The 20715-nt window shown below is 62.2% G+C and carries 24 protein-coding genes; 15 read left to right on the top strand and 9 right to left on the bottom strand.

Annotation, left to right across the window (positions count from 1 at the left end; translation table 11 throughout):
* Positions 1–7: 7 nt before the first annotated feature.
* The 4 genes from QM596_RS03300 (at position 8) to QM596_RS03315 (ending at position 2678) form a co-directional block, all read left to right on the top strand.
* Positions 8–538: a gluconokinase gene (locus QM596_RS03300; RefSeq protein ID WP_020909302.1), complete on the top strand. Its 531-nt coding sequence runs from the start codon at positions 8–10 to the stop codon at positions 536–538.
* Between the two features lie 46 nt (positions 539–584).
* Positions 585–1115, top strand: a complete 531-nt coding sequence (locus tag QM596_RS03305; RefSeq protein ID WP_283308128.1) for a LiaF domain-containing protein — start codon at positions 585–587, stop codon at positions 1113–1115.
* A gap of 10 nt (positions 1116–1125) precedes the next feature.
* Positions 1126–1563 carry an SRPBCC family protein gene (locus tag QM596_RS03310; RefSeq protein WP_134998896.1) on the top strand — a complete coding sequence of 146 codons (438 nt, stop codon included), beginning with the start codon at positions 1126–1128 and terminating at the stop codon, positions 1561–1563.
* A 143-nt stretch (positions 1564–1706) separates the two neighbouring features.
* Entirely contained in the window at positions 1707–2678 is a 972-nt protein-coding gene (locus tag QM596_RS03315) for an alpha/beta hydrolase (RefSeq protein ID WP_020970961.1), read from the top strand.
* An 8-nt stretch (positions 2679–2686) separates the two neighbouring features.
* On the opposite strand, the gene QM596_RS03320 is transcribed toward QM596_RS03315, so the two are convergent.
* From QM596_RS03320 to QM596_RS03330, 3 genes are read right to left on the bottom strand one after another with little or no spacing between them, the layout of a single operon-like run.
* Positions 2687–3490: a transglutaminase-like domain-containing protein gene (locus tag QM596_RS03320; RefSeq protein ID WP_020970960.1), complete on the bottom strand. Its 804-nt coding sequence runs from the start codon at positions 3488–3490 to the stop codon at positions 2687–2689.
* A gap of 59 nt (positions 3491–3549) precedes the next feature.
* The gene (locus QM596_RS03325; protein ID WP_019745523.1) at positions 3550–4116 is read right to left on the bottom strand and encodes a nucleotidyltransferase family protein; all 567 of its coding nucleotides are present in this window, start codon (positions 4114–4116) and stop codon (positions 3550–3552) included.
* Between the two features lie 2 nt (positions 4117–4118).
* Positions 4119–4961 (bottom strand): alpha/beta hydrolase, encoded by an 843-nt coding sequence (locus tag QM596_RS03330; RefSeq protein WP_020970959.1) that lies wholly within the window; start codon positions 4959–4961, stop codon positions 4119–4121.
* A 146-nt stretch (positions 4962–5107) separates the two neighbouring features.
* On the opposite strand from QM596_RS03330, the gene QM596_RS03335 reads away from it, so the two are divergent.
* Together QM596_RS03335 and QM596_RS03340 are read left to right on the top strand one after the other, a co-directional pair.
* Complete coding sequence (locus QM596_RS03335; RefSeq protein WP_283308129.1) at positions 5108–6217, top strand: DUF6670 family protein; 1110 nt, start codon at positions 5108–5110, stop codon at positions 6215–6217.
* 18 nt (positions 6218–6235) lie between these two features.
* The gene (locus QM596_RS03340) at positions 6236–6811 is read left to right on the top strand and encodes a P-loop NTPase family protein (RefSeq protein WP_020970957.1); all 576 of its coding nucleotides are present in this window, start codon (positions 6236–6238) and stop codon (positions 6809–6811) included.
* Here the strand turns inward: QM596_RS03340 and QM596_RS03345 are convergent.
* On the bottom strand, positions 6794–7438 hold the full coding sequence (locus QM596_RS03345; RefSeq protein ID WP_030243927.1) for a formylglycine-generating enzyme family protein: 645 nt from the start codon (positions 7436–7438) through the stop codon (positions 6794–6796). The genes QM596_RS03340 and QM596_RS03345 overlap by 18 nt on opposite strands.
* A 26-nt stretch (positions 7439–7464) precedes the next feature.
* The gene (locus QM596_RS03350; RefSeq protein WP_283308130.1) at positions 7465–8985 is read right to left on the bottom strand and encodes a PucR family transcriptional regulator; all 1521 of its coding nucleotides are present in this window, start codon (positions 8983–8985) and stop codon (positions 7465–7467) included.
* Positions 8986–9160: 175 nt separating this feature from the next.
* On the opposite strand from QM596_RS03350, the gene QM596_RS03355 reads away from it, so the two are divergent.
* Both QM596_RS03355 and codB read left to right on the top strand, forming a co-directional pair.
* A complete protein-coding gene (locus QM596_RS03355) occupies positions 9161–9625 on the top strand; it encodes a nucleoside deaminase (protein ID WP_021331861.1) in 465 nt (154 codons plus the stop codon).
* Positions 9622–10953, top strand: coding sequence for a cytosine permease (gene codB, locus QM596_RS03360; protein WP_235170407.1), 1332 nt, complete (start codon positions 9622–9624; stop codon positions 10951–10953). The genes QM596_RS03355 and codB overlap by 4 nt, the downstream gene beginning before the upstream one ends.
* Positions 10954–11047: 94 nt before the next feature.
* On the opposite strand, the gene QM596_RS03365 is transcribed toward codB, so the two are convergent.
* Positions 11048–11899 carry a mechanosensitive ion channel family protein gene (locus QM596_RS03365; RefSeq protein WP_020970954.1) on the bottom strand — a complete coding sequence of 284 codons (852 nt, stop codon included), beginning with the start codon at positions 11897–11899 and terminating at the stop codon, positions 11048–11050.
* A gap of 80 nt (positions 11900–11979) precedes the next feature.
* On the opposite strand from QM596_RS03365, the gene QM596_RS03370 reads away from it, so the two are divergent.
* The 4 genes from QM596_RS03370 to QM596_RS03385 all read left to right on the top strand — a co-directional run bounded on the left by QM596_RS03370 (position 11980) and on the right by QM596_RS03385 (position 15716).
* Positions 11980–12618, top strand: coding sequence for a DUF2461 domain-containing protein (locus tag QM596_RS03370; RefSeq protein ID WP_003939783.1), 639 nt, complete (start codon positions 11980–11982; stop codon positions 12616–12618).
* 428 nt (positions 12619–13046) lie between these two features.
* Complete coding sequence (locus tag QM596_RS03375; RefSeq protein WP_007729992.1) at positions 13047–14039, top strand: ABC transporter substrate-binding protein; 993 nt, start codon at positions 13047–13049, stop codon at positions 14037–14039.
* A gap of 83 nt (positions 14040–14122) precedes the next feature.
* A complete protein-coding gene (locus tag QM596_RS03380) occupies positions 14123–14917 on the top strand; it encodes an alpha/beta fold hydrolase (RefSeq protein ID WP_283308134.1) in 795 nt (264 codons plus the stop codon).
* Positions 14918–14987: 70 nt separating this feature from the next.
* Positions 14988–15716 carry a Clp protease N-terminal domain-containing protein gene (locus tag QM596_RS03385; RefSeq protein WP_031333815.1) on the top strand — a complete coding sequence of 243 codons (729 nt, stop codon included), beginning with the start codon at positions 14988–14990 and terminating at the stop codon, positions 15714–15716.
* Positions 15717–15785: 69 nt separating this feature from the next.
* Here QM596_RS03385 and QM596_RS03390 read toward each other — a convergent pair whose 3' ends face one another.
* Complete coding sequence (locus tag QM596_RS03390; RefSeq protein WP_003939930.1) at positions 15786–15989, bottom strand: cold-shock protein; 204 nt, start codon at positions 15987–15989, stop codon at positions 15786–15788.
* A gap of 346 nt (positions 15990–16335) precedes the next feature.
* Between QM596_RS03390 and QM596_RS03395 the strand changes: the two genes are divergently transcribed.
* Both QM596_RS03395 and QM596_RS03400 read left to right on the top strand, forming a co-directional pair.
* Positions 16336–17385, top strand: a complete 1050-nt coding sequence (locus tag QM596_RS03395; protein WP_019745511.1) for an ABC transporter substrate-binding protein — start codon at positions 16336–16338, stop codon at positions 17383–17385.
* 46 nt (positions 17386–17431) lie between these two features.
* Positions 17432–18151 carry a dienelactone hydrolase family protein gene (locus tag QM596_RS03400; RefSeq protein WP_256062819.1) on the top strand — a complete coding sequence of 240 codons (720 nt, stop codon included), beginning with the start codon at positions 17432–17434 and terminating at the stop codon, positions 18149–18151.
* Here QM596_RS03400 and QM596_RS03405 read toward each other — a convergent pair whose 3' ends face one another.
* Positions 18152–18877, bottom strand: coding sequence for an SDR family NAD(P)-dependent oxidoreductase (locus QM596_RS03405; RefSeq protein WP_020909286.1), 726 nt, complete (start codon positions 18875–18877; stop codon positions 18152–18154).
* A 72-nt stretch (positions 18878–18949) separates the two neighbouring features.
* Here QM596_RS03405 and QM596_RS03410 point away from each other — a divergent pair, with 72 nt between their 5' ends.
* On the top strand, positions 18950–19489 hold the full coding sequence (locus tag QM596_RS03410) for a MarR family winged helix-turn-helix transcriptional regulator (protein ID WP_259116600.1): 540 nt from the start codon (positions 18950–18952) through the stop codon (positions 19487–19489).
* Here QM596_RS03410 and QM596_RS03415 read toward each other — a convergent pair whose 3' ends face one another.
* Positions 19490–20701 (bottom strand): acetyl-CoA C-acetyltransferase, encoded by a 1212-nt coding sequence (locus tag QM596_RS03415; protein ID WP_283308137.1) that lies wholly within the window; start codon positions 20699–20701, stop codon positions 19490–19492. It lies immediately after the preceding gene.
* Between the last annotated feature and the right edge of the window lie 14 nt (positions 20702–20715).

Raw genomic sequence — 20715 nt, forward strand, 5'->3', positions numbered from 1 at the left:
CGAGCACATGAACAGCGAAGCGGCACAGCAGAAGCAGTATCCCGTGCTCGTCCTGATGGGTGTCTCGGGTTCGGGAAAGTCGACGGTCGGGGGCATGCTCGCCGGAGCGATGGGCTGGGACCTTCAAGAAGGCGACGATCTGCACCCGCAGGCGAACATCGACAAGATGGCGACCGGGCATCCGCTGAACGACGACGATCGCTGGCCCTGGCTCGACAAGATCGCCGTCTGGATCAAGAGCCATACCGACGCCGGTCAGCCGGGCATCGTCACGTGTTCGGCACTCAAGCGCAGCTACCGCGACGTGCTTCGCGGTGAGCACGTCGTATTCGTGCACCTCGCCGGTTCGCGGGATCAGATCGGCCAGCGATTGACCGCCCGCCTCGATCACTACATGCCCGCCTCGCTCCTCGACTCCCAGATCTCGACGCTCGAGGCAGTCGACCCGGACGAGCAAGCCATTGTCGTCGACGTGGGCGGGAGTCCCGCCAAGATCGCGGAGGAGATCCTGCGACGGGTGGAGACGTTCGAGTACTGAGCATGCCAGGCGTGTAAGCACCCGCGGTTCGGGTTACGGTGCATGGGTGACTGCTGCTGACGAAGGCCACGACGTCGATCAATTGCGTGTCGATGCCCAAGCGCGTCTGGAAGTCGCGGTGGGTGAGGGGCGTTTGACCCTCGAGGAGTACTCGGACAAGGCGGCAGTGGTGTGGTCGCCCACCGCAGATCGAGGGCAGATCGTGCCGTTCAGTGCGGCACCACCTGCTGTGGTGTCGCCGCCGCAAGCAACGATCGTCGGTGTCTTCGGTGACACGAAGCGCTCCGGCCGTTGGTCTTTGGCAAAAAAGACACTCGCTCTGCTGTTGTTCGGGGACGTCAAGTTCGATCTGCGATCGGCAACCATCACAGCGTCCTCCTCGACGATCACCATCGTGTCGATCTTCGGGGACACGAGGCTGCGGGTTCCGGAGGGTGTTTCAGTCGAGTTGGGTGGCTTCGACCTTTTCGGAGATCGGGAATTCGACGGGGGTCGACAGGATCCTGGCCCAGGTGCACCGGTTATTCGTGTCGTCTCGTATTCGTTGTTCGGCGATCTCACCGTGCGCACCGGCTAGCTCGGACGCCGTGACCGACTTCGACTTCCACAGCGTCTGGACGCTCCCGGCCTCTGCCGACCGCGTCTACGACGTTCTCGCGGATGCCGAGCGGTATTCGCAGTGGTGGCCTCAGATACGCCGAGTCCGGGCGACCGACGAGCACTCGGGCTCCATGGCCATCCGCAGCGCTGTCCCTCTGACGCTGCTGGTCTTCGGGCGACGCGAGGTCGAAGACCCCGTCGCCCGACGTCTGCAAGTGCGTCTCTCCGGGGCAATGACCGGATGGAGTAGCTGGGTGGTACGCCCCGCTGAATCTGGCTGCGTCGCCGACTTTCGGCAACAAGTAGCGGTGTTCGGAGCGCTCGGTCTGGCCTCGAAGATCGCGAAGCCGGTATTCGAGTGGAATCATGAAGCGATGATGCGTGGCGGGCACCGCGGACTCTCCGCGTATCTCTCCCGGCCGTGATTGCGAGCCGAACTTGCACATACTCGAGTAATTCATGCCTACCCGTCGTGTCGTTTTGACGCAGCGTCAGTTATCGTTCACAACAGCAGTCGACAAGTATGTGTAACTCACATGCACAAAACGTCTTGACCTGGGAGGACGCTATGCGGACGCGAGATTCGACGGTATGGCATTGGAACGTGAGTCCCCGAGCGCGGGTTATCTTCTGTCTGACCAGGACGTTCGTGAAGCCGATGTTCACCCTCTGGCCGACCACCGAACGCGGCATCCGCCAACTCGAGCGACTCGACGCGATGGCGGACAAACTGCCGAAGCCGAAGAACCTCGACATCGAGCCTTTCACGCTTGGTGGTGTGCCAAGCGAGAAGGTGCAGCATCCACGCAAAGCGCAGGGCGAGTTGGCCGGAGCCACGATCCTCTACTTCCACGGCGGGGGATTCGTCTTCTGCGGTCTGGCAACGCACCGCGCGCTGTGCGGTTTGCTCTCGGCGAAGGCCGGAGTGCCGGTGATCTCCGTGCGCTACCGTCAGCTGCCGGAAGGTTCCATCGGCACCTCCGTCAAGGATGCGATGGCCGCGTACACTGCGTTGCTCGAGACAGCGGAAGACCCGAACAAGATTGTGCTTGCCGGTGATTCGGCGGGCGGTTACCTGGCCATGAAGGTCGCCGAAATTGCCGCACTGCGCGGAATCACGCGGCCCGCTGCCGTGGTGGGATATTCCCCTCTTCTCAACGTGAACCTCGAGGACCACGATCCCGATTTCATGAAACGCGATGCCTACCTACCGATGTCACAGGTCGAAAAGCTCAAGGACCGGTGGCTGGAGGGTCCGGACGAGATTCCTGGTGCGCAGTCTCCGATCAACGCCGACGCCAGTCTGATTCCGCCGTCGTTCCTGGTGGCCGCCGAATACGAACTGATGCGTCCGGACGTCGAGATCATGACCGAAAACCTGATCAAGGCAGGACAAGCCGTCGAAACGCACATCTGGAGTGGGCAGATCCATGCTTTCCCGGTGATCGGCAAAGCTCTTCGGGAGGGTAAGGCGATCGTTGATCTCACGGTCAAGTTCCTCGAGCGAACGATGGCCTCGCAGAACCAGATCAGCGCCTGAGGTGTTTGTCAGCCGATCGACGTGAGTGTTGCGTAGTCGTCGTTGTCGAGAACGCCCTCGACGACTGCGCGAACTTCCGAGGCATGCAACGTGATCGAACCACCGTGGTTGTCGAGGAAGGCGGTATCCGCGGCGTCTCGCCCGGTCGAGATCCGCACAAGATTGCTGCGCGGCGCCAATTGCGTTGCGTCGACAACGCGCCACACGTTGTCGATACTGGCTTCGACGACGGCGTGAAAATCCATCGGATCGCAGCCCGGCGCGTAGACGGCCACCAGGCGAGCGGGAATCCCCACCGCGCGTAGCAGCGAGATGGTCAGGTGCGAGTAGTCGCGGCACACTCCGGCGCCGGCCAGCAAGGTGTCTACCGCACTGTCGGTGCCACGGCTGGTGCCCGGGACATAACTCAAATGTGTACTCACCCAGCGCGTGACTTCGAGGAGGAGTTCGGCCGGGGGAGTGGCGAGATCGAATTGCCCGGCGACAAAACCGAAGAACTTGTCGGCCTCGGCATAGCGACTGGGGCGCAGATATTTCGACACGTCGTAGTCGCCGACCGACGCCGGTTCTGCGCGGCCGATGACGGTTGCGTCGTAGCTGACGATCAGTTTGCCTGGGGCGCAGTCGAGTAGGTGAATCCGGGTGCCGTGTTCGGCGATGACCTCACGGGGTTCGATCGGATTGCCGTCATGGACGAACGACATCGTTTCCAGCAGTTCGACACCCGGCGCGCGCGTCACCGCGATCTTGAACTCCAGGTTGGTCGCCTCGTCGATCTCGATGTCGAGCAGGGCGGCGACGGTACGTTTCATCGGATCATCTTTACACCGAATTCGGACACCCACCACCTGGGAGGATTGTGACAGTGCGATCAGGCTTCGGGATAGTCGACGTCGACGCCGCTGCTGAGGTCGCTGCACTCCACCAACTCCACGCCGTGTTCGCGTAGATAGGTGTTGGCGCCGCCGTCCCCGGTGAGTGACTCTGCAAGCGTCGGCCAATGGTCGCGTCCGATCAGGACAGGATGGCCGGGCCTTCCGTGAAAGACAGCTCTTCGCAGTATGTTTCGTGATGGGATGCCCTGACCCGCGATTCGCGTCACGGTGTCGGTGTTCAGGTCCGGGACATCGACCAGGGAGATCGCTGCCGCCTCGGCACCCTCGATCTGCATGGCTGCCTCGAGTCCGCAGCGTAGTGATGCGCTCATTCCCCGTTCCCAATCCGATTTCACCACAATGACATCGGTGGTGGGCAGCAGTTCGACGGCGTCCTCGGCCTGTGCGCCGAGAACCACGATGACCGGTGAGAGTCCGGCGGACTGCAGTGTCGCCACCCCGTGGCGAAGCCAAGGCTGGCCGTCCGTGCCCGTAACGAGAGCTTTCGGTTTGCCCATGCGGGATCCGGCCCCGGCAGCCAGCAGGATCCCGCACGTCGACATGGTTATGCTCCGGTGACCCGCGGGCGCAGCCACTCGATCAGATCGTTCAGAACCTCTTCCTGCTCAGGCTCATTGAAGATCTCGTGATACAAGCCGTCGTACACCTTCAAGGTGACGTCCGAAGAACCGGCCAACTCTGCTACGAGCTTGCTGCCGGCGGGGTCCGTCAATCGGTCGTCCGAGCCGTGTTGAAGCAGTACGGGAATGGTGAGCGATGGCAGGCGCGCCGGGAAGCCTTCCGCGGCGGTGATCATGCCGCGCGCAATTCCGGCAGGAACCTTGCCGTGGTGAACCAGCGGGTCGGCGTTGTACTTGTCGACAACCTTCTGATCACGCGATACGGCAGCCGCTTCCAGGTTCTCGACAGGCACGTCGGGGAGGTACTTGCCGACGATCTTGCCCAGCTGCATCACGATCTTCGGAGTGCCGGTTGCGATGATCACAGCAGGTCCGGACAGGGCGAGTGCTTTGAGATCGGCCTGATGGTCGAGGGCATAAGAAAGTGCGATTGCGCCTCCCATGCTGTGGCCGAGCAGGAACTTGTCCTTACCGGGATGTGCCGCCGTCACGATCGAGAACAACGTGTGGACGTCGTCGGTGAAGTCGGAGAATTCCTTCAGGTGAACGCGCTTGCCGCCAGAGCGCCCGTGTCCGCGATGGTCGGGTGCGTACACGATGAGCCCGAGTTCCCCGAGCCGCGCAGCAACATGGTCGTAGCGCCTCGCGTGTTCGCCGAGTCCGTGGCACAGGACAAGAACCCCGGTGGGTTCGCGGTCCGGTGTCCACACGTCGTAGACGATCTTGGTGCCGGCTACTCCGGTGAACGACGACTCTTCGTGCTGCATTGTTGCGCCCTCTCTGCGACCGGTTCCGGTACGCGGATTCTCACATGCTATTCGCCCCGTGGGCAGGGCGCGGGTGTTCAGGGTGTGAGGTCGTCGAGGAAACTTCGACACTTGTTTGTTACGGCTGGTTACATTAACTTAGGGGCGTGACCGGACAAACCGTTGATCGTTCCGACCCTGTTCCAGCCACCCGCTCGCGCCGATTGTGGCGACCCGCGGTTCGGGCCTTGCTGGACGGCGCGCTACCGCTGATCGACAAGCGAATGGCGGAATCGGTACGCCCGTTCGATCGGCCCGAGATGATGCGTCCGCACCTGGCTTCGCGGAAGTTCGCGTGGACGCACTACGGGATCTTCGTTCCCCGGCTGCCAGGGCCTTTCCGTTACCTCAACATCATGACGTTGATCGGTGCAACCGGGACGGTGGTGTTCGACAACGACTATCTCGCTGCACTCGACGCGCGAAACACTGCAACCGTGCTGAGTTCTACCGCAGCGCCGGGGCATCACTTCTATCGGGCGTACGACGCGGCCGATGAGTGTGCGTTCGAAGAAGATGGTTCGCGAATCGCCTTCGGTGACAACCTGATCATCGACAACAGCTATCCGAAGTTCCGTGTCACCGGACGATACGACTCTTTCGACGTCGATCTCGAGATCGTGGCATCAGATCAAGCGTCGTGGTTCGTGCGCAATCCCGTCTACGACCACGTCAGTCTGCTGGCGCAGTGTTCCGGGACGATCTCGAGTCCGGATGGCCCGGTGAGTATTTCGGCTCCGTGCACCGTCGAATACGCGCGGTGTATGACACCGCAATCGTTGACCCGCCGCGCCCTTCCCGAGTCCTGGAAGCTCCCGGCCGATTTCTTCACCTACCAGATCGTTCAGCTCGACGACCGGCATCAATTGTTGCTCACCGATGTTCGAGCTTCAGGGGTTACGGCGTGCAAGCTCGCCTACATTCGGACGGTGGACGGCAGCGCAAGAGTCTTCGACGATGTGGTGTTCGACGTACTCGAGTACGCCGACGCATTGCATGTCGACCCGCAGGGACGTGAGATGCGTGTGCCGCGCGTACTGCGTTGGCAGGTACGCGATTACGGCAGGGCGATTGTCGAGTTCGAGGCCGAGATCGACTCGGAGTGGCGCTATGGCCACGGTAAGGGATACGTCGGCGCGTACACCTACCGGGGAAGCTTCGACGGTGCGTCGATCAACGGCACCGGTTACATCGAATGGGTGGACTGCGAAGTGTAAGGCACCTAGTGTGTATCGGTGCCTTTCGTAGACCCCGCCTCGCTGACGACTCGTCCGCAGAAGATCCTTGTCGCGGGGACCTCGGGCGCCGGAAAGACGACTCTCGCCGGTCGAATCGGGCAGCTTCTCGGGATCGAACACACCGAGTTGGACTCGCTGTTCCACGGGCCCGACTGGGTTCCGCTCGAGAGTTTCGAAACCGAAGTACGACGCTTTTCCAGCGAGCCGGCCTGGGTGACCGAGTGGCAGTACGGTGCGGTGCGTGAGCTTCTGGCCGAGCGTGCGGACCTGATGCTGTGGTTGGATCTGCCTCGGCGGACGGTGATGCGCCAGGTGATCACACGAACCGTGCGTCGGCGATTGCAGCGAGAGGTGTTGTGGAATCGCAACATGGAGCCGCCACTGCACACCATTCTGTTCGATCCGGATCATGTGGTGCGCTGGGCCTGGCGAAGCGACGGACGCAACGGCGAGCGTATGGCCACGGTCCTTGTCGATGTGCCGTCGCTGCCGATAGTTAAGCTGCGCAGTCGAGACGAGATCGAGGCTGTGCTCGAAGTCCTCGGCCGTCTGCCCTCAGATCGTCTGAGCTAGGCGAAATCCCAGGTCGTCGATAGCAAACGTCGGGTGGCTTCGCCTCCTTACGGTAGCGCCGCAACCGCGCTCACTTTCGGCCCAACTGCCGCCGCGGAAGATCCGGTACGTGCCGTAAACCTCGGGGTCGTAGAGATCCCAGCACCATTCCCAGACATTGCCGATCATGTCGTACAGGCCCCAGTTGTTGGGTGCCTTCATCCCGACGTCATGTGCTCGTCCTTCTGAATTGTCGCTGTACCAGGCAATCTCGTCGATTTCGCCGTAGCGGTAGCCGGAGGTGCCGGCTTTGCACGCGTACTGCCACTCGGCCTCGGTGGCGAGTCGGTAGCCGGTTGCCGCCCGGTCCCACCGGGGAGACTCGGTGTCGATGTCGTGATACGCGGGCGACAGACCGTCCGCGACTGACAGTGTGTTGCAGGTTGCGATGACGTCTTTCCACGAGAGGTCGACCGCGGGTTTGCTCGGATCGTCCGCCGAATCTCCGTGAAGCAGTGCCCTGGTGGTGAGATGGCGAGCGAGGCGGAATGATTCGACTTTCGAGGTCCACGCAGTGCCTTTGCGATCGTCTCTGAGATGCACCTCGCCGGCAGGGATCTCGATCATCAATTCCGCTGCTCCGGTCATTCGTTCATCATCGCAGAGGTTGTCGCTCACCCGGGGAGACGCTCGAACGCAGCTTGTGGGTCAAGGCCGGTACGCATGCGCCATGCGGTCAGTGCAAGCCCGAGACACACCACCTGCGCCGGATCGTCGAGGGAAACTCCCATCAGCTTCTCGATACGAGTGAGCCGTGCATAGAGCGACTGGCGCCGAATGCCGAGGAAATCCGCGGTTCTCACCTTGCCGCCCCGATGTGCGAGGTACGCGTCGAGTGTCCGGACGAGATCGGCGGAATGTGCTGTGTCGTAAGCGATCAGCGAACCGAGTTGCTCCGTGACGAACGAGGACAAGGAAGCGGGTGTCGTGCCGGCGGCGAGCAGTCGCTGGACGCCGACGTCCCTCGCGAGGATCACTCCGGTCCGGGTGCCGAAACGCCGCGCGATCTGGACGACTTCGCGAGCTTGCGCGACCGCCGCCCCGACGCCCGACAGATCCTCGACCGGCGTCGCCACTCCGAGCGTGCGTACCGCGGAACCACCCGGCCCGCGGCGTAGCAGCTCGTCGGCTTCGGTGAACGCAGTCCGCACTCGAGCGGGGGATGCGGACGCCCACCCATGCGCTAGCACGATGACGTGATTGGCCGCAGTCCCGACGACACAGGAGCCGAGCACGGCCCGCACGGCGTCGCGTACTTGGTCAGCGAGCTCTCGAACCGGCGTTTGCCGATCGATGTCGACAGCGGCGACGAGGACGTGGTGCCCCTCCGACAACGGCGTCCACCCGGCCGCTGTCAGTCGTTCGGACAAGTCGCCGTGCGATGTGAGCACACCGCCCACCACGTCGGTGATCACCGATTGGGCGAGTGACTGTCTTGGGCCGAGATCGCCGTGACGGCCGAGTTCCAGAGCCACCGCGACGGCGGCGCAGTTTGCGACGGCGGTTCGGCGTGTAGTTGCGGGCCCGCACAGAACAAGTCGACCGAGTGAGTTCGTCGGTCCGCGTACGTCGTGGATCGTGCGTTCGGTCTCGGACCGCTCTGCGCCGGTTGTGCTGCGCTCGACGGTTCTGCCATCCGCGTCGAGCAGATCGACGGCGCACCCCGCGAGTCGTGACACCTTGTCGAGCAGCGCGGTCATGCCCTGGCCTGCGACCACGAGACTCAGAAGTTCTTGCCAGACAGGCTCGCCCGCTTGCGCCGAACCGAGAGTGCGGCGGAGCATCAGGTCGTGAAAGTCTTCGACCATCCGCTCGAAGGGCACTACCGCGTGCAGGGCCAAGAACGCGAGCCCGCGTCGGCGCGATGCTTCGACGAGTTCGGGAGGGGCCGTGAGGAACGAGCGACCGACTTCCATCGCGAGCGCGACGCATCCTGCGTCCGCCAACTGGTCGATGTAGGCGGTGAGCTGCTCGGGAGACCGCCCGTGCAGACCGAGGCCCGTGGTCAGAAGGACCTCACCTCCGGACAGCAGCCCACCCATCTCGTACACCTCGGAAGAATGGACCCAGCGAACCACCGCGGTATCGACGTCGCCCGCGAGCACCTCGATTGCGGCGGCCTTGAACGAGGGCATCGCAAGAACTTGTCGCAGAGTCGGAAGCATTTCTATATCGTCCGCCGAGGGGGCACTTCGTCATAGAGCTAGTTCTGCCGAACTGACAGGTTGTCCCTTGTCGGGCTGTTACCACCGTGGTCGGATTGTGACACGAGCCACAATCGACGATTTTGGTCAGACTCCAGGAGCGCACATGAATCACCCGGCACACACCGATGAGTATTTTCTCGGACTTGCGATCGAACAGGCGAAGATCGGTTGGGAGGAGGGCGGCGTGCCGATCGGCGCGGCGCTGATTCACCGCGGCGAGGTTCTCGCAGTCGGACGTAACCGTCGGGTCCAGATGAACAGCGCCATCCGTCATGGAGAGACCGACTGCATCGAGCGTGCCGGACGACTGCCGGCCTCGGTGTATCGCGAGTGTGTCCTCTACACGACTTTGTCGCCGTGCTTCATGTGCGCCGGAACTGCGCGTCTGTACGAGATCCCTCGAATCGTGGTCGGCGAAAATCGTTCCTTCGAAGCGTCGGAAGAATGGTTGCGCAGCAGCGGAATTCAGGTCGACGTCGTCGACGACGCGGAGTGTGTGGCACTGATGGACCGCATGCTGACCGAGCGCCCGAGCCTGTGGCTCGAAGACATCGGCGAAGTTGTATGAGCAGCGCCGTCGAACCTGCCACGGTCGCAGGCGATTCGGAGAGCGCAGGCCCTCCGGTCGACCCGGACTATCCCGTTACTCCGGTTCCGCTTCATGCACGAAAGCCGTTCTTCTCACTCGCGGTGGTGTTGTTGGGGTTCACCATCTTCACACCGACGATGTTGGCCGGAGCAGCGCTCGGTACCGCGTTCTCGTTCTGGAAACTGATGGTGGTGATCGCCGCCGGATCCGCCATCTTGGGGGTGTACGTCGCCATGATGGGGTTCGTCGGAGCCCGAACCGGACTCACAACAGTTGTGATGGCGCGCTACAGTTTCGGCACTCGCGGGTCCAAGCTCGCTTCGATCCTGCTGGGCGGTACCCAGATCGGCTGGTACGGAGTGATCATCGGCACGATCGGCGATCTCACCGCGCAGGCATTGGGCTGGGATTCCTATCTCGCGCGAGCGTCGGTGATGATCGCGGCGAGCATCTTGATGTGCATCACTGCCTGCTACGGCTACCGCGGAATGTATTGGGTCTCGCTCGTCTCGACGCCCTTGATTCTGGCGTTGGCCTGCTGGGTCGTGTTCCGGTCCCTCGAGGAAGTCGGTGGATTCTCCGGCCTGGTCTCGGTTCAACCACAGACGACCATGACGATCGCGCTCGCAATCACCACTGTGGTCGGCACATTTGTATCGGCGGGAACGCAAGCGCCCAACTGGACCAGGTTTGCCCGTTCCGGATCACAAGCGGTGTGGGCCTGCGTTATCGGGTTCCTGCTCGGAAACGGATTGATGATCCTGTTCGGTGCCATCGGAGCCATCACGTTCCACGAGGGTGACTTCGTGCTGATTCTCTACAACCTCGGGCTTGTCGGCTGGGGCCTGGTCTTGCTTTTCGGGAATCTCTGGAAGAGCAACGCCGACACCGCTTACGCCTTCGGGGTGGCCGGTGCCGAACTGTTCAGAAAGCCCCGCAAGACCCCGTTCGTCATCGGTGGATGTGTGATCGGAACGGCACTCGCCCTGACCGGTGTGCACAACCATCTGGTCGACTACCTGAGCCTTCTCGGAACGTTCATCCCGCCATTGGGCGGTGTGATCATCGCGGACTTCCTGTGCCGCTGGCGGCGCGGCATTCCCGAGAGTTACACCCCGCAGCCGGTCCACTGGCGAAACCTCGCCGTCTATGCCGTCGCAGCGTTCCTCGCATGGCTTTCCGGTGAGTTCGAAGTGGGAATCCCGCCGCTGATCGGCATCGTCGCAGCGATTGCGCTGACGATGTTCCTGCACAGGGTTTTCGGTAACACCTCGGCAAACCGGGAGGTCTCGACCTCCACCGTCTGAAGCACGCTTCAGAGACCGGCGAGCCCCTGGCGGTATCGACCCCGCCGGGGGCTCGCGTAGTTGATGAAAAGGGCAGACGCTTCCGTCCCAACCGTCACCGCAGAACAGGCAGGTACGGTGCCTCGATTCCCTGCTCTTCGAACGCAGTCAGCGCCGAGCGTGCAAATGCGCGCTGGACTGCCCACTGGCGCCCAGGCTTGACCTGCGCCGTCACTCGAATGGTAATTGCCTCGGCAGTAACCGAATTGACTCCCAGCATCTCCGGTTTGTCGATCATGTCCGCCCTGATCGGTTCGGACTCCGCCGCCTCGAGGACAGCTCGCGTCGCCACCTCGCACGCTTTGTGCACGTTCGCGTTGTGGGCGATCGGGAGATCGAGAACTGCAGTGGCGTAACCCTGACTCATGTTGCCCACTCGCAGGATTTCGCCATTGCGGCAGTACCACAAGGTGCCGTTGGCATCTCGAATCGTGGTGACACGCAGGCCAACTGTTTCGACGGTGCCGACCGCGTCGCCGAGATCGACGACGTCGCCGACACCGTACTGATCTTCCAGCAACATGAAGATGCCGGAGAGGAAGTCACGCACCAGGTTTTGTGCACCGAAACCGATGGCAAGACCGATGACGCCGGCGGATGCGATGAACGGCGCGACGTTGATCCCGAGGATGCCGAGGATCTGCAGCACACACCAGACGAGGATGACGATGGACACCGTCGATTTGAGTACCGAACCGATGGTCCGGGCTCGCTGCGATCGGCGCTCGTTCACCTTGGCGTTCGGAGACTTGCGAGGCTTCGACATTCGATCGATCCCGCGGTGCAGTGCGAAGCGCAGAACGACTGCGAGCGCCACGTAGATCGCGATCTCGACGGGTCGGTGAATCAGCCAGTCTCGGTTGGTGTCGGTCAGTTCCCATGCTTGTATTTCGGAAATCATCCCCATGCAGTCTACGGATTCCCACCGATTCGGGCATCGTCGCAGGGCAGGCGGTCCAAAGCCGTACAGGCAGCTAGGCTTACGCCATGGCTGCGTTCACTGGCATACCCGTTGCTGCACTCGACTTCTACGAAGACCTGGAGGCCGACAACAGCAAAACCTGGTGGGCAGCGCACAAGGAGACGTACGACGAAGTGGTTCGTCGTCCGATGGCGTCGTTGACCGCGGCGTTGGAGGACGAATTCGGCACGGCCAAGCTCTTTCGGCCATATCGTGACGTTCGATTCTCGAAGGACAAGATCCCGTACAAGACGCACCAGGGAGCGTTCGTCGGTCTCGCCGAGAGCTGTGGCTACTACGTGCAGATCGACGCGGCAGGGTTGATGGTGGCCGGTGGTTTCTACGCCAGCAGTTCGGAGACCATCGCGCGTTATCGTGCGGCTGTCGACGACGACGTTCGAGGGCCGGAGCTCGAGAAGATCTTGGCCTCCGTCGAGAAGGCCGGATTCACGATCGGCGGCGACAAGCTCAAGACGGCACCTCGCGGATACACGGTCGACCACCCGCGGATCGAATTGCTGCGTCACAAGTCGCTGACTGCTGGTCGTAGTTACCCGAGCCCGTCGTGGCTGGACAGCGCCAGGACATTGAAGGAAGTTCGCACAGCGTGGCGCGCACTGACGCCCTTGGTCGAATGGTCCGGACAGGTGCTCGGACCGAACTGACTGTCCGACAGAAAAGTGTGACGTAGCCGTAGGAGAGTTCACCTCGAGTTCATCGAAACTCGAGACGCCTGGGGCTAGCGTGATGTGCGTAACCGAAAGTTTCGGCCCCGCTTCGAGTCGCAGCGCCGCAGTTCGAAGCCATTTTCTCTCGATCGACATCGTGAACAACCCGTGTCAGTGGAGACCATCATGGCTATGTTTCTCGCTCTCGTCCTGATCATCTCGGTCCTCGGAATCGTCGGCACCTACCTCGCGTTCAGTGCGGTCTACTTCGTCGAGATGCGCAAACTCGACAAGTAAGGGGTGCGAATTGGCCTGATTCGACTATTTCTGGGCCGATCGCGACGACCCTCCCTGCGTACGCTGTTAGGGCATCCTTATCCGCTCGCAACAGTGGATGATTCATTTCTTCTGGAGGTTCGACACGCATGCCCGCTCAATCCACGCTCTTGCTTCCCGAGGGCTACTCCGACAACCGCCTCGTTTCGGACCTCACACGTCGGCAGTTCGGCTTCGGTGCCGGGATCGCCGGACTGGGCGCGTTCCTGGCGGCCTGCGGTGACAGCGGGAGCAGTTCGGGTGAAACCGAAATGCGTTCTGTGACGACACCTCTCGGTACCTACGACATTCCCGTCAATCCGAAGAGGGTTGTCGCGATCGACTCGCGGCTCGATCTGGAACCTGCTGTAGCTCTGGAACTTCCGCTCGTCGGCTACACGTACGCCCAGGCGACACCGTGGGTGCCTATCGATTCGTCGGTGCCGTTCCTGTCGGAGATCCCCAACCGCGAACAGATCTTGGCGCTCGAGCCCGACCTGATCGTGTGCCTCAACTACGAGAGCGAGTGGTGGCCGGTCGCCGAGATGTCCACCATCGCACCGGTTCTGACGACCGAGTTCACCGACGACTGGCGTACAAACCTCTCGCGGCTGTCGGGCTGGCTCGGTCGAACGGCCACACTCGATCGATTGACGCTCGACTACGACAATCTGATTTCCGACATCCGCAGTCGTCATGCCGAGAAGATTGCGTCCAAAACCGTTGCCAGTGTCTCGTTCATGCCAGACACGAACACGCTGTACGTCACGAGCATCCGTACGTCCGAGAAGGGCGACAAGCCCAGCGACATGACGCTCGGCGACATCGGTGGCAAAACTGCCACCTCGGAGGGCCTCGATCCCGAGGGCGGCGTCAGCCTCGAAGGCCTCGATGTGCTGGCCGGCGTCGACGGCTTCATGATCACCGAAAACGAGGACAGTGCCGCGTACCAGGCATTGGTGGCGAGCAAGCTGTGGCAGCGACTCCCGGCAGTGCAGGCTGGCAACGTCACCAGTCTGGGTGGCTCCACGTTCTACGGTTCGATCTACACGATTTCATACGTGGCACAGGGTTGGGATGCCCTGTACAACAAGATCAGCTGAAGCCTCTGCCGACCGGACCGATGAGTTTCGGTAACGCGGGCGGTCTAATCAGGTAGGCATTGACCAAACCTGAGGAGATCGACGTGCAAACAGAGCAATCCCCAGCGGTAGTGCAATCCCGCGACGGCACGACCATCGCATACGAACGCTCCGGTGCCGGACCAGCAGTGGTTCTGGTTGCCGGAGCGTTCTGCGATCGAGGGTGGTTCGATTCTCTCGCTGCTGCGTTGGCGGCGGACTTCACGGTGTACTCGTACGACAGGCGGGGACGCGGTGACAGCGGTGACAGCGGTGACAGTCGTGCGTTCTCGATCGACGCCGAGGTGGAGGACTTGCGGGCGGTCGTCGCTGCCACCGGTGAAACGCCGCTGGTCTACGGATTGTCGTCGGGTGCTGCGCTGGCTTTGGAAGCCGCAGCGCAGGCCGTGCCGATGCGTAAGCTCGCCGTCTACGAGGCGCCGTACATGGACGACGACCAGCGTGACGAGACTGCCCAAAGTGACCTGGAGCGGTTGATCGCGGCCGGCGACAGGGAAGGTGCTGTGACGCGTTTTCTGGATCTGACGGGTGCATCCCCGGAGATGGTCGACGAGATCAAGCGGAGTGCCGATTGGCCCGACATGTGCGCCATCGCGCACACCTTGCCTTACGACGTCGCCGTGTGTGATCACGGCTGTCAGTCGCTCGACTGGCTTGCCTCCATTACCGTCCCTACATTGGTCATGTACGGCGGTGACAGTGGTCAATGGGCACCTTCTTCGGCGACGCGAATCGCTGTAAAAGTCTCGGGGACAAAGACTTTGGAGATCCCCGGTCAGGGTCACGGCGTTGCCGACGACGCTATTGTCCCGGCTCTGCGTGAGTTCTTTTCCGGCTAATCGCAGTGCGGCGAAAACGATCGTCAACCTAGGGTTGACGTTTTCGATTGCGTCAACCTATGGTTGACGCATGAGCAAGCCAGTGGAAATGACCAACAAGGTTCGACTCGACGACCTCATCGACGCGATCAAGAAGGTGCACACCGACGCGCTCGACCAACTTTCCGACGCCGTGATCGCAGCTGATCATCTCGGTGAAGTTGCAGATCACCTGATCGGCCACTTCGTCGACCAGGCGCGCAGGTCGGGAGCGTCGTGGACGGAGATCGGTGCGAGCATGGGTGTGTCGAAGCAGGCTGCGCAGAAGCGTTTTGTTCCCAAGGCGCCGAGTGATCAGAAGCCGATGGATCCGAACGAAGGGTTCAACCGGTTCACTCCCCGGGCGAAGAACGTCGTCATGGCCTCGCAGAACGAAGCCCGCGCTGCCGGTAACGCAGAGATCCAGCCCGAGCACCTGCTCCTGGGGCTTGTCGAGGAGCCTGCCGGGTTGGCTGCGAAGGCGATAGTGGCGCAGGGGGTGGAGCTCGGGTCCGTCCGAGCTGCAGTGGCCGTTGTACTCCCGGCTCCGACTTCCGAACTGCCAGAACTTATTCCGTACGACGCTCGCGCGCGCAAGGTCCTCGAACTGACGTTCCGTGAGGCTCTTCGCCTGGGCCACAACTACATCGGAACCGAGCACATCCTGCTCGCGCTGCTCGAACTCGAAGACGGATCAGGTGTTCTGACTGATCTCGGAATCTCGAAGTCGGTGGCGGAGTCGAACATCGTGGGAGTGCTGGCCGTCATTCAGGATCAGTGATTCATATGTGAATCTGATGCAGAAGAGGGCCGCACCCTTGCGGGTGCGGCCCTCTTCTTGTGTCACTGATTAGACAGCGCGCACATTGGTGGCCTGAGGACCCTTCTGGCCCTGGCCAACCTCGAACTCCACACGCTGGTTCTCGTCGAGCGACTTGTAGCCGTTGCCCGAGATTTCAGAGTAATGAACGAACACGTCCGGTGTTCCGTCGTCGGGAGCGATGAAACCAAAGCCCTTTTCGCCGTTGAACCACTTCACGATGCCCTGTGCCATACCGATACTCCCTACAAACTCGATCCGGGCCCTCACATCGAAGTCCCGATCTCGATGTGTCTATCCTCCCACGCCGCGCAAGTCGAACGGTGGGCGACGTGCAAAAGACGGTAATTCGGAAGCTTTCGAGGAGGGAATGGCAACTGATCTTCGACTGATTTTCGACGCTGGAGCGACCCGATCGCCGAAGGCAGGGACTGGTGGCTCGCCCAACTGCCTGCGGTGATAGATCAGCGGGAATGTACTTGTCCGCTCGAGAACGGTCCATATTTATCGCTCCGATCTCTCGGAATCGCAAACGTAGGAACCCTATCGAAGATGAGGGTGGGCTAACCTCTCATTCGCTGTGCCCTCGGCGCGCGCAGCAGTCGCCGAGAAGGAGAGTGCATACATGTACGGAACGATTTGTGAATCCACGACGTCTGAACTGGTGGACCAGCTCAGTCGCCGTGGGTTCTTCGGCGTCGGTGCGGTGGCAGCGGCCGCCATCCTTGCGGGTTGTTCGACTACGTCAGATGCCGCTGATGCCGGCGAACGACGCGAGGTGATCAATGCGCTCGGCACCACCACGATCTCGGGGAAGCCGGAAAGGATCGTTGTTGCCAGCGACTTCACGGATCTCGAATTCCTGCTCTCTCTCGGCGTTCACCCAGTCGCCTACGGTAATACGGGTGCGTGGGACCGCGGTGCACTGCCTTGGCAGAGCACCGCTGGAATAGCCGATCTCGAAAGCTTCGACACCACAGGCGAAATCAGCCCGGAGATCATCGCGCGCTACTCACCGGATCTCATCATCGGAATGAAGACCTATCTCGAACCGGCAGCCGAGAGGCTCAGCCAGATCGCGCCGGTCATCGCGCTGGACTGGACCACCTCGTGGCGTGACGGCGTCGCCACGGTCGGGCAGGCCGCTTTTGTCGACGAGGCCGCTGCTGCAGCGATCGCCCGGACCGACGCCCTGATCTCCGACACCGCCGCTTCGCTGAATGGCTTGGGTGGCAAGACGATCATGATCGGCTCGATGTACGGCGATCAGTTGTATGTGCAGGGGGATGCCAGTGCGCCCGGGGTTCTGCTGCGCGAACTCGGACTCAACTATCGCGGATACAACGCCGAGCAGATGACTGCGCTGTCGATGGAGCAGGCGGAGGTACTCGCACCCGCAGACATTTTGCTCAGCCTCGCTTCTGATCAGGAAGCGACGACGAGGCTGGAGAACTTCGCAGTTTTCCAGAACCTCCCCGCGGTGAAGGCGCGAGCCTATGCGCCGGTCGAACTTCTGCTCTCGAATGCCTTTGTCGACAATTTCGGTCCACTGAGCGCGCCGTACGCCTTGCCGCAGCTCGCCGAGGTCTTGACCGGGCTTGCGGCGGGCCAGGGAAAACAGCTCCCCTGACCTCGCTTCCGAGCCTACGGACGCAGCGTCGGCCTAGCATCGAGACATGGTGGACATAGATCTGACGGGCCGCGCCGCAGTAGTCGGCGGATCACAACCGCTGCGAGCGATACTCGAAACACCCACTACCCCCGGCCCGTGGCCGGGGGTAGTGATGATTCACGAGGCCTTCGGGCTCGAGGAGGTGATGCAGCGGCAAGCCAAGCGACTGGCCGCTGCGGGGTTCTTGACGCTTGCTGTCGACCTCTACAGCGCGGGCGGGGCGAAGCGGTGCCTCGTGCCCACCATGACGTCGATGCTTCGAGGACACGGCAAGGCGTTCACCGACATCGAAGTCGCTCGCAGTTGGCTGGTGGAATCCCCGGACTGCACCGGAAAGATCGGTGTCATCGGATTCTGCATGGGCGGCGGCTTCGCGATGGTCAGCGCCGGAGATTTCGACGCTGCCTCGGTCAACTACGGTCAGCTTCCACGCAAACTCGATGAGGCCGTGGTGGATGCGTGCCCGATCGTCGGGAGTTTCGGAGGCAAGGACTTCTCGCTCCGCGGTGCGGCAGCGAAACTGGAGACGGCGCTCAGCAATGCCGGTATCGAGAACGACGTCAAGGAGTACCCCACCGCCGGCCACGCGTTCCTCAACGACGCGGAGGCCGGACCCAAGGTGCTTCGTCCGTTGGAGCGCATCCTCGGAATCGGTCCCGATCCTGTTGCAGCGCAGGATGCCTGGAAGCGAATCGACTCGTTCTTCGGGCGCCACCTGGCCTGATCAGCGACTGGTTCTCTCACCGCCGTTGACTGCCAATACCTGACCGGTGATCTGCCGGGCGCCAGGTGAGGCCAAGAAGTGGACGGCTGATGCGATGTCGTCCGGTGTTCCGGCGCGCTTGGTGCTGGTGGACTCGATCAGCATCGCGCGACGCTCGTCCGTCAGAAAGTCTCGGAAGAACTCGGTGTCGGCGATGTAGCCGGGGGAGACGATGTTCGCGGTGATGCCTTCGGGCCCCAGCTCGGCGGCCAGATCGATATTCCACGTCGCAACTGCGGCTTTGGCAGCGCCGTATGCGCCCGCGCCCTTGTCGGCGGCAATCGATCCGATGGTGATGACGGCACCGCCGCTGGGGATTCGATCGCGAACTGCGGCTGTGGTCAGCACTGCCGAGATGAGATTGGAGTCCAGATTCGCACGCCACCCGGCGGCCAGGGATTCCAGATCTGACGGTGCTTCGCGATCGAAGTCCGTGTTGCCACCGGCGCAGTGCACCACGACGTCGATGGTTCCCGGAAGCGAATCCTGCAGCCGCTTCAGGTCTTTCGGGTCGGAGTTATCACACGTCAAGGCGTGAACATCGGAACCCAACTCCTCCGCGGTCTTTTCGAGTGGTTCCGTGCGTCGGCCGGTGACAAAAACTGTGTCTCCGTCTCGGGCGAACGCCGCTGCAACTGCGCGCCCGATCCCTGTTCCGCCGCCGGTTACCAGAACTGTGCGTGTCATGCCTACCTCCGTGAGCTACGTTTAGACCTATACGACGAACGTATCATTTAGAGCTAAATGAGGTGTGCAGTGGTGGGCGATTACAACCCGGACGACGCAGTGGACGCGGTTGCGTTGGCCTGGCTTCGCGAAAGGCCGGGCACGCCCGTAGAGGGTATCGGCATCGTGACCAGGCTGTGGATGTGCGCCAAGCTGCTCGGTGAGGATCGCCGACGGGTACTCGCCTCGGCCGGTGCGGACACGGCCACGCTGGACCTACTCAGTGTCCTGCGGCGATCCGGCGAGCCGTATCAGTTGACGACTCGCCAGATCACCGAGCAGACCGGAGTCACGGCCGGTGCGATCTCGCAGCGACTCGCGCGCGCGGAGAACGCGGGTCTGGTGGAGAGGTCCTCCGCCGCGCAAGGGTCACGAATAGTGCTCGTGACCCTCACTGCCGCCGGTCACGAACTGGTGGAGCAATTGGTGGACCGAGTCCTCGGCCGTGAAGCCGAACTGACGTCGATTCTCACCGAGCAGCAGCAGACCGAACTCACCGAACTGCTGCGTGTCTTTCTCGACGGTCTACGCGGCGAACTCGGTGACCCTGGCGTCGCGCACGTCGGGGCTTGATCAGGACAGGCGCTCGAACACTGCAGCCAGGCCCTGCCCGCCGCCGATACACATCGTCTCGAGGCCGTAACGTGCTTCGCGACGGTCCATCTCGCGCAACAGGGTGGCCAGGATTCGTCCACCCGTGGCACCGACCGGATGGCCGAGGGAGATGCCGGAGCCGTTGGGGTTGACGCGCGGGTCGTCGGCTTCGAGCTTCCAACTCTGCAGGACTGCAAGTGCTTGTGCCGCAAAGGCTTCGTTGAGTTCGATGACATCCATGTCCGCCAAGGTCAATCCGAGGCGGCCGAGTGCCTTCTCCGACGCCGGGACGGGACCGATGCCCATGGTGCGCGGGGGAACTCCGGCAACGCTCCAACTTGCCAGGCGTGCGAGGGGTCGCAGTCCGAGTGCGCGGGCTTTGTCTGCGGTGGTGACGATCGCCAGCGCTGCGCCGTCGTTCTGGCCGCTGGCATTACCTGCCGTCACGGTGGAGTCCGGGTCGATCTTTGCGCGCATGGGACGAAGGCGTGCAAGCGATTCCATCGAAGTATCGGCCCGCGGATGCTCGTCGGTGTCGACGAGCAGGGCCTCGCCCTTGCGCTGCGGAACGGATACCGGAACGATTTCCTCGGCGAAGACGCCGTTCTTCTGTGCAGCAACAGCACGCTGATGCGACTGCACCGCGAGTGCGTCCTGATCTTCGCGGCTGATGGAGAACTCGGCGCGCAGGTTCTCTGCCGTTTCGATCATTCCGCCGGGAACCGGGAAGTCGCGTCCGCCGGCTGTCACGCGGGCGCGCGCGAGACGATCGCTGAGCGCAACACCTTCACCCTTGACACCCCAACGCATTCCGGTTGCGTAGAACTCAGCCTGGCTCATCGACTCGGCACCACCCGCGAGGACCAGATCACTGCCACCGGACTGAACCTGCATGACGGCCTGGATGATTGCCTGCAATCCCGACCCGCACCGGCGATCCACCTGCATGCCGGGAACATCGACGCCCAGACCGGCGTTGAGCGCCGCGATGCGTCCGATCGCCGGAGCTTCACCGTTCGGCGAAGCCTGGCCGAGAATGACGTCGTCGATCTCCGCGCCGGAAATGCCGGTACGCGTGACGAGTTCGGCGATCAACGCCGAGGCGAGATCTTCCGGGGCTACGTCACGGAAGACACCGCCGAAGCGGCCGACAGGGGTACGGAGCGGTTCACAGATGACAACGTCAGGCATTGGTTCTTCCTTGG

The sequence above is a fragment of the Rhodococcus sp. IEGM 1406 genome, from assembly GCF_030056745.1.
Lineage (GTDB): Bacteria > Actinomycetota > Actinomycetes > Mycobacteriales > Mycobacteriaceae > Rhodococcus_F > Rhodococcus_F erythropolis.

What these genes read in the sequence shown, in the direction of transcription:
- QM596_RS03325 (WP_019745523.1), bottom strand. Translation starts at nt 4,116, where the DNA reads ATGTCGACGTGCGGGATCCTGCTGGCTGCCGGGGCCGGATCCCGCATG.
- QM596_RS03330 (WP_020970959.1), bottom strand. Translation starts at nt 4,961, where the DNA reads ATGCAGCACGAAGAGTCGTCGTTCACCGGAGTAGCCGGCACCAAGATC.
- QM596_RS03405 (WP_020909286.1), bottom strand. Translation starts at nt 18,877, where the DNA reads ATGACACGCACAGTTCTGGTAACCGGCGGCGGAACAGGGATCGGGCGC.
- QM596_RS03400 (WP_256062819.1), top strand. Translation starts at nt 17,432, where the DNA reads ATGGTGGACATAGATCTGACGGGCCGCGCCGCAGTAGTCGGCGGATCA.
- QM596_RS03320 (WP_020970960.1), bottom strand. Translation starts at nt 3,490, where the DNA reads ATGAAACGTACCGTCGCCGCCCTGCTCGACATCGAGATCGACGAGGCG.
- QM596_RS03375 (WP_007729992.1), top strand. Translation starts at nt 13,047, where the DNA reads ATGCCCGCTCAATCCACGCTCTTGCTTCCCGAGGGCTACTCCGACAAC.
- QM596_RS03385 (WP_031333815.1), top strand. Translation starts at nt 14,988, where the DNA reads ATGAGCAAGCCAGTGGAAATGACCAACAAGGTTCGACTCGACGACCTC.
- QM596_RS03365 (WP_020970954.1), bottom strand. Translation starts at nt 11,899, where the DNA reads ATGGGGATGATTTCCGAAATACAAGCATGGGAACTGACCGACACCAAC.
- QM596_RS03370 (WP_003939783.1), top strand. Translation starts at nt 11,980, where the DNA reads ATGGCTGCGTTCACTGGCATACCCGTTGCTGCACTCGACTTCTACGAA.
- QM596_RS03345 (WP_030243927.1), bottom strand. Translation starts at nt 7,438, where the DNA reads ATGACCGGAGCAGCGGAATTGATGATCGAGATCCCTGCCGGCGAGGTG.
- QM596_RS03350 (WP_283308130.1), bottom strand. Translation starts at nt 8,985, where the DNA reads ATGCCCTCGTTCAAGGCCGCCGCAATCGAGGTGCTCGCGGGCGACGTC.
- QM596_RS03355 (WP_021331861.1), top strand. Translation starts at nt 9,161, where the DNA reads ATGAATCACCCGGCACACACCGATGAGTATTTTCTCGGACTTGCGATC.
- QM596_RS03315 (WP_020970961.1), top strand. Translation starts at nt 1,707, where the DNA reads ATGCGGACGCGAGATTCGACGGTATGGCATTGGAACGTGAGTCCCCGA.
- QM596_RS03390 (WP_003939930.1), bottom strand. Translation starts at nt 15,989, where the DNA reads ATGGCACAGGGCATCGTGAAGTGGTTCAACGGCGAAAAGGGCTTTGGT.
- codB (WP_235170407.1), top strand. Translation starts at nt 9,622, where the DNA reads ATGAGCAGCGCCGTCGAACCTGCCACGGTCGCAGGCGATTCGGAGAGC.
- QM596_RS03415 (WP_283308137.1), bottom strand. Translation starts at nt 20,701, where the DNA reads ATGCCTGACGTTGTCATCTGTGAACCGCTCCGTACCCCTGTCGGCCGC.
- QM596_RS03300 (WP_020909302.1), top strand. Translation starts at nt 8, where the DNA reads ATGAACAGCGAAGCGGCACAGCAGAAGCAGTATCCCGTGCTCGTCCTG.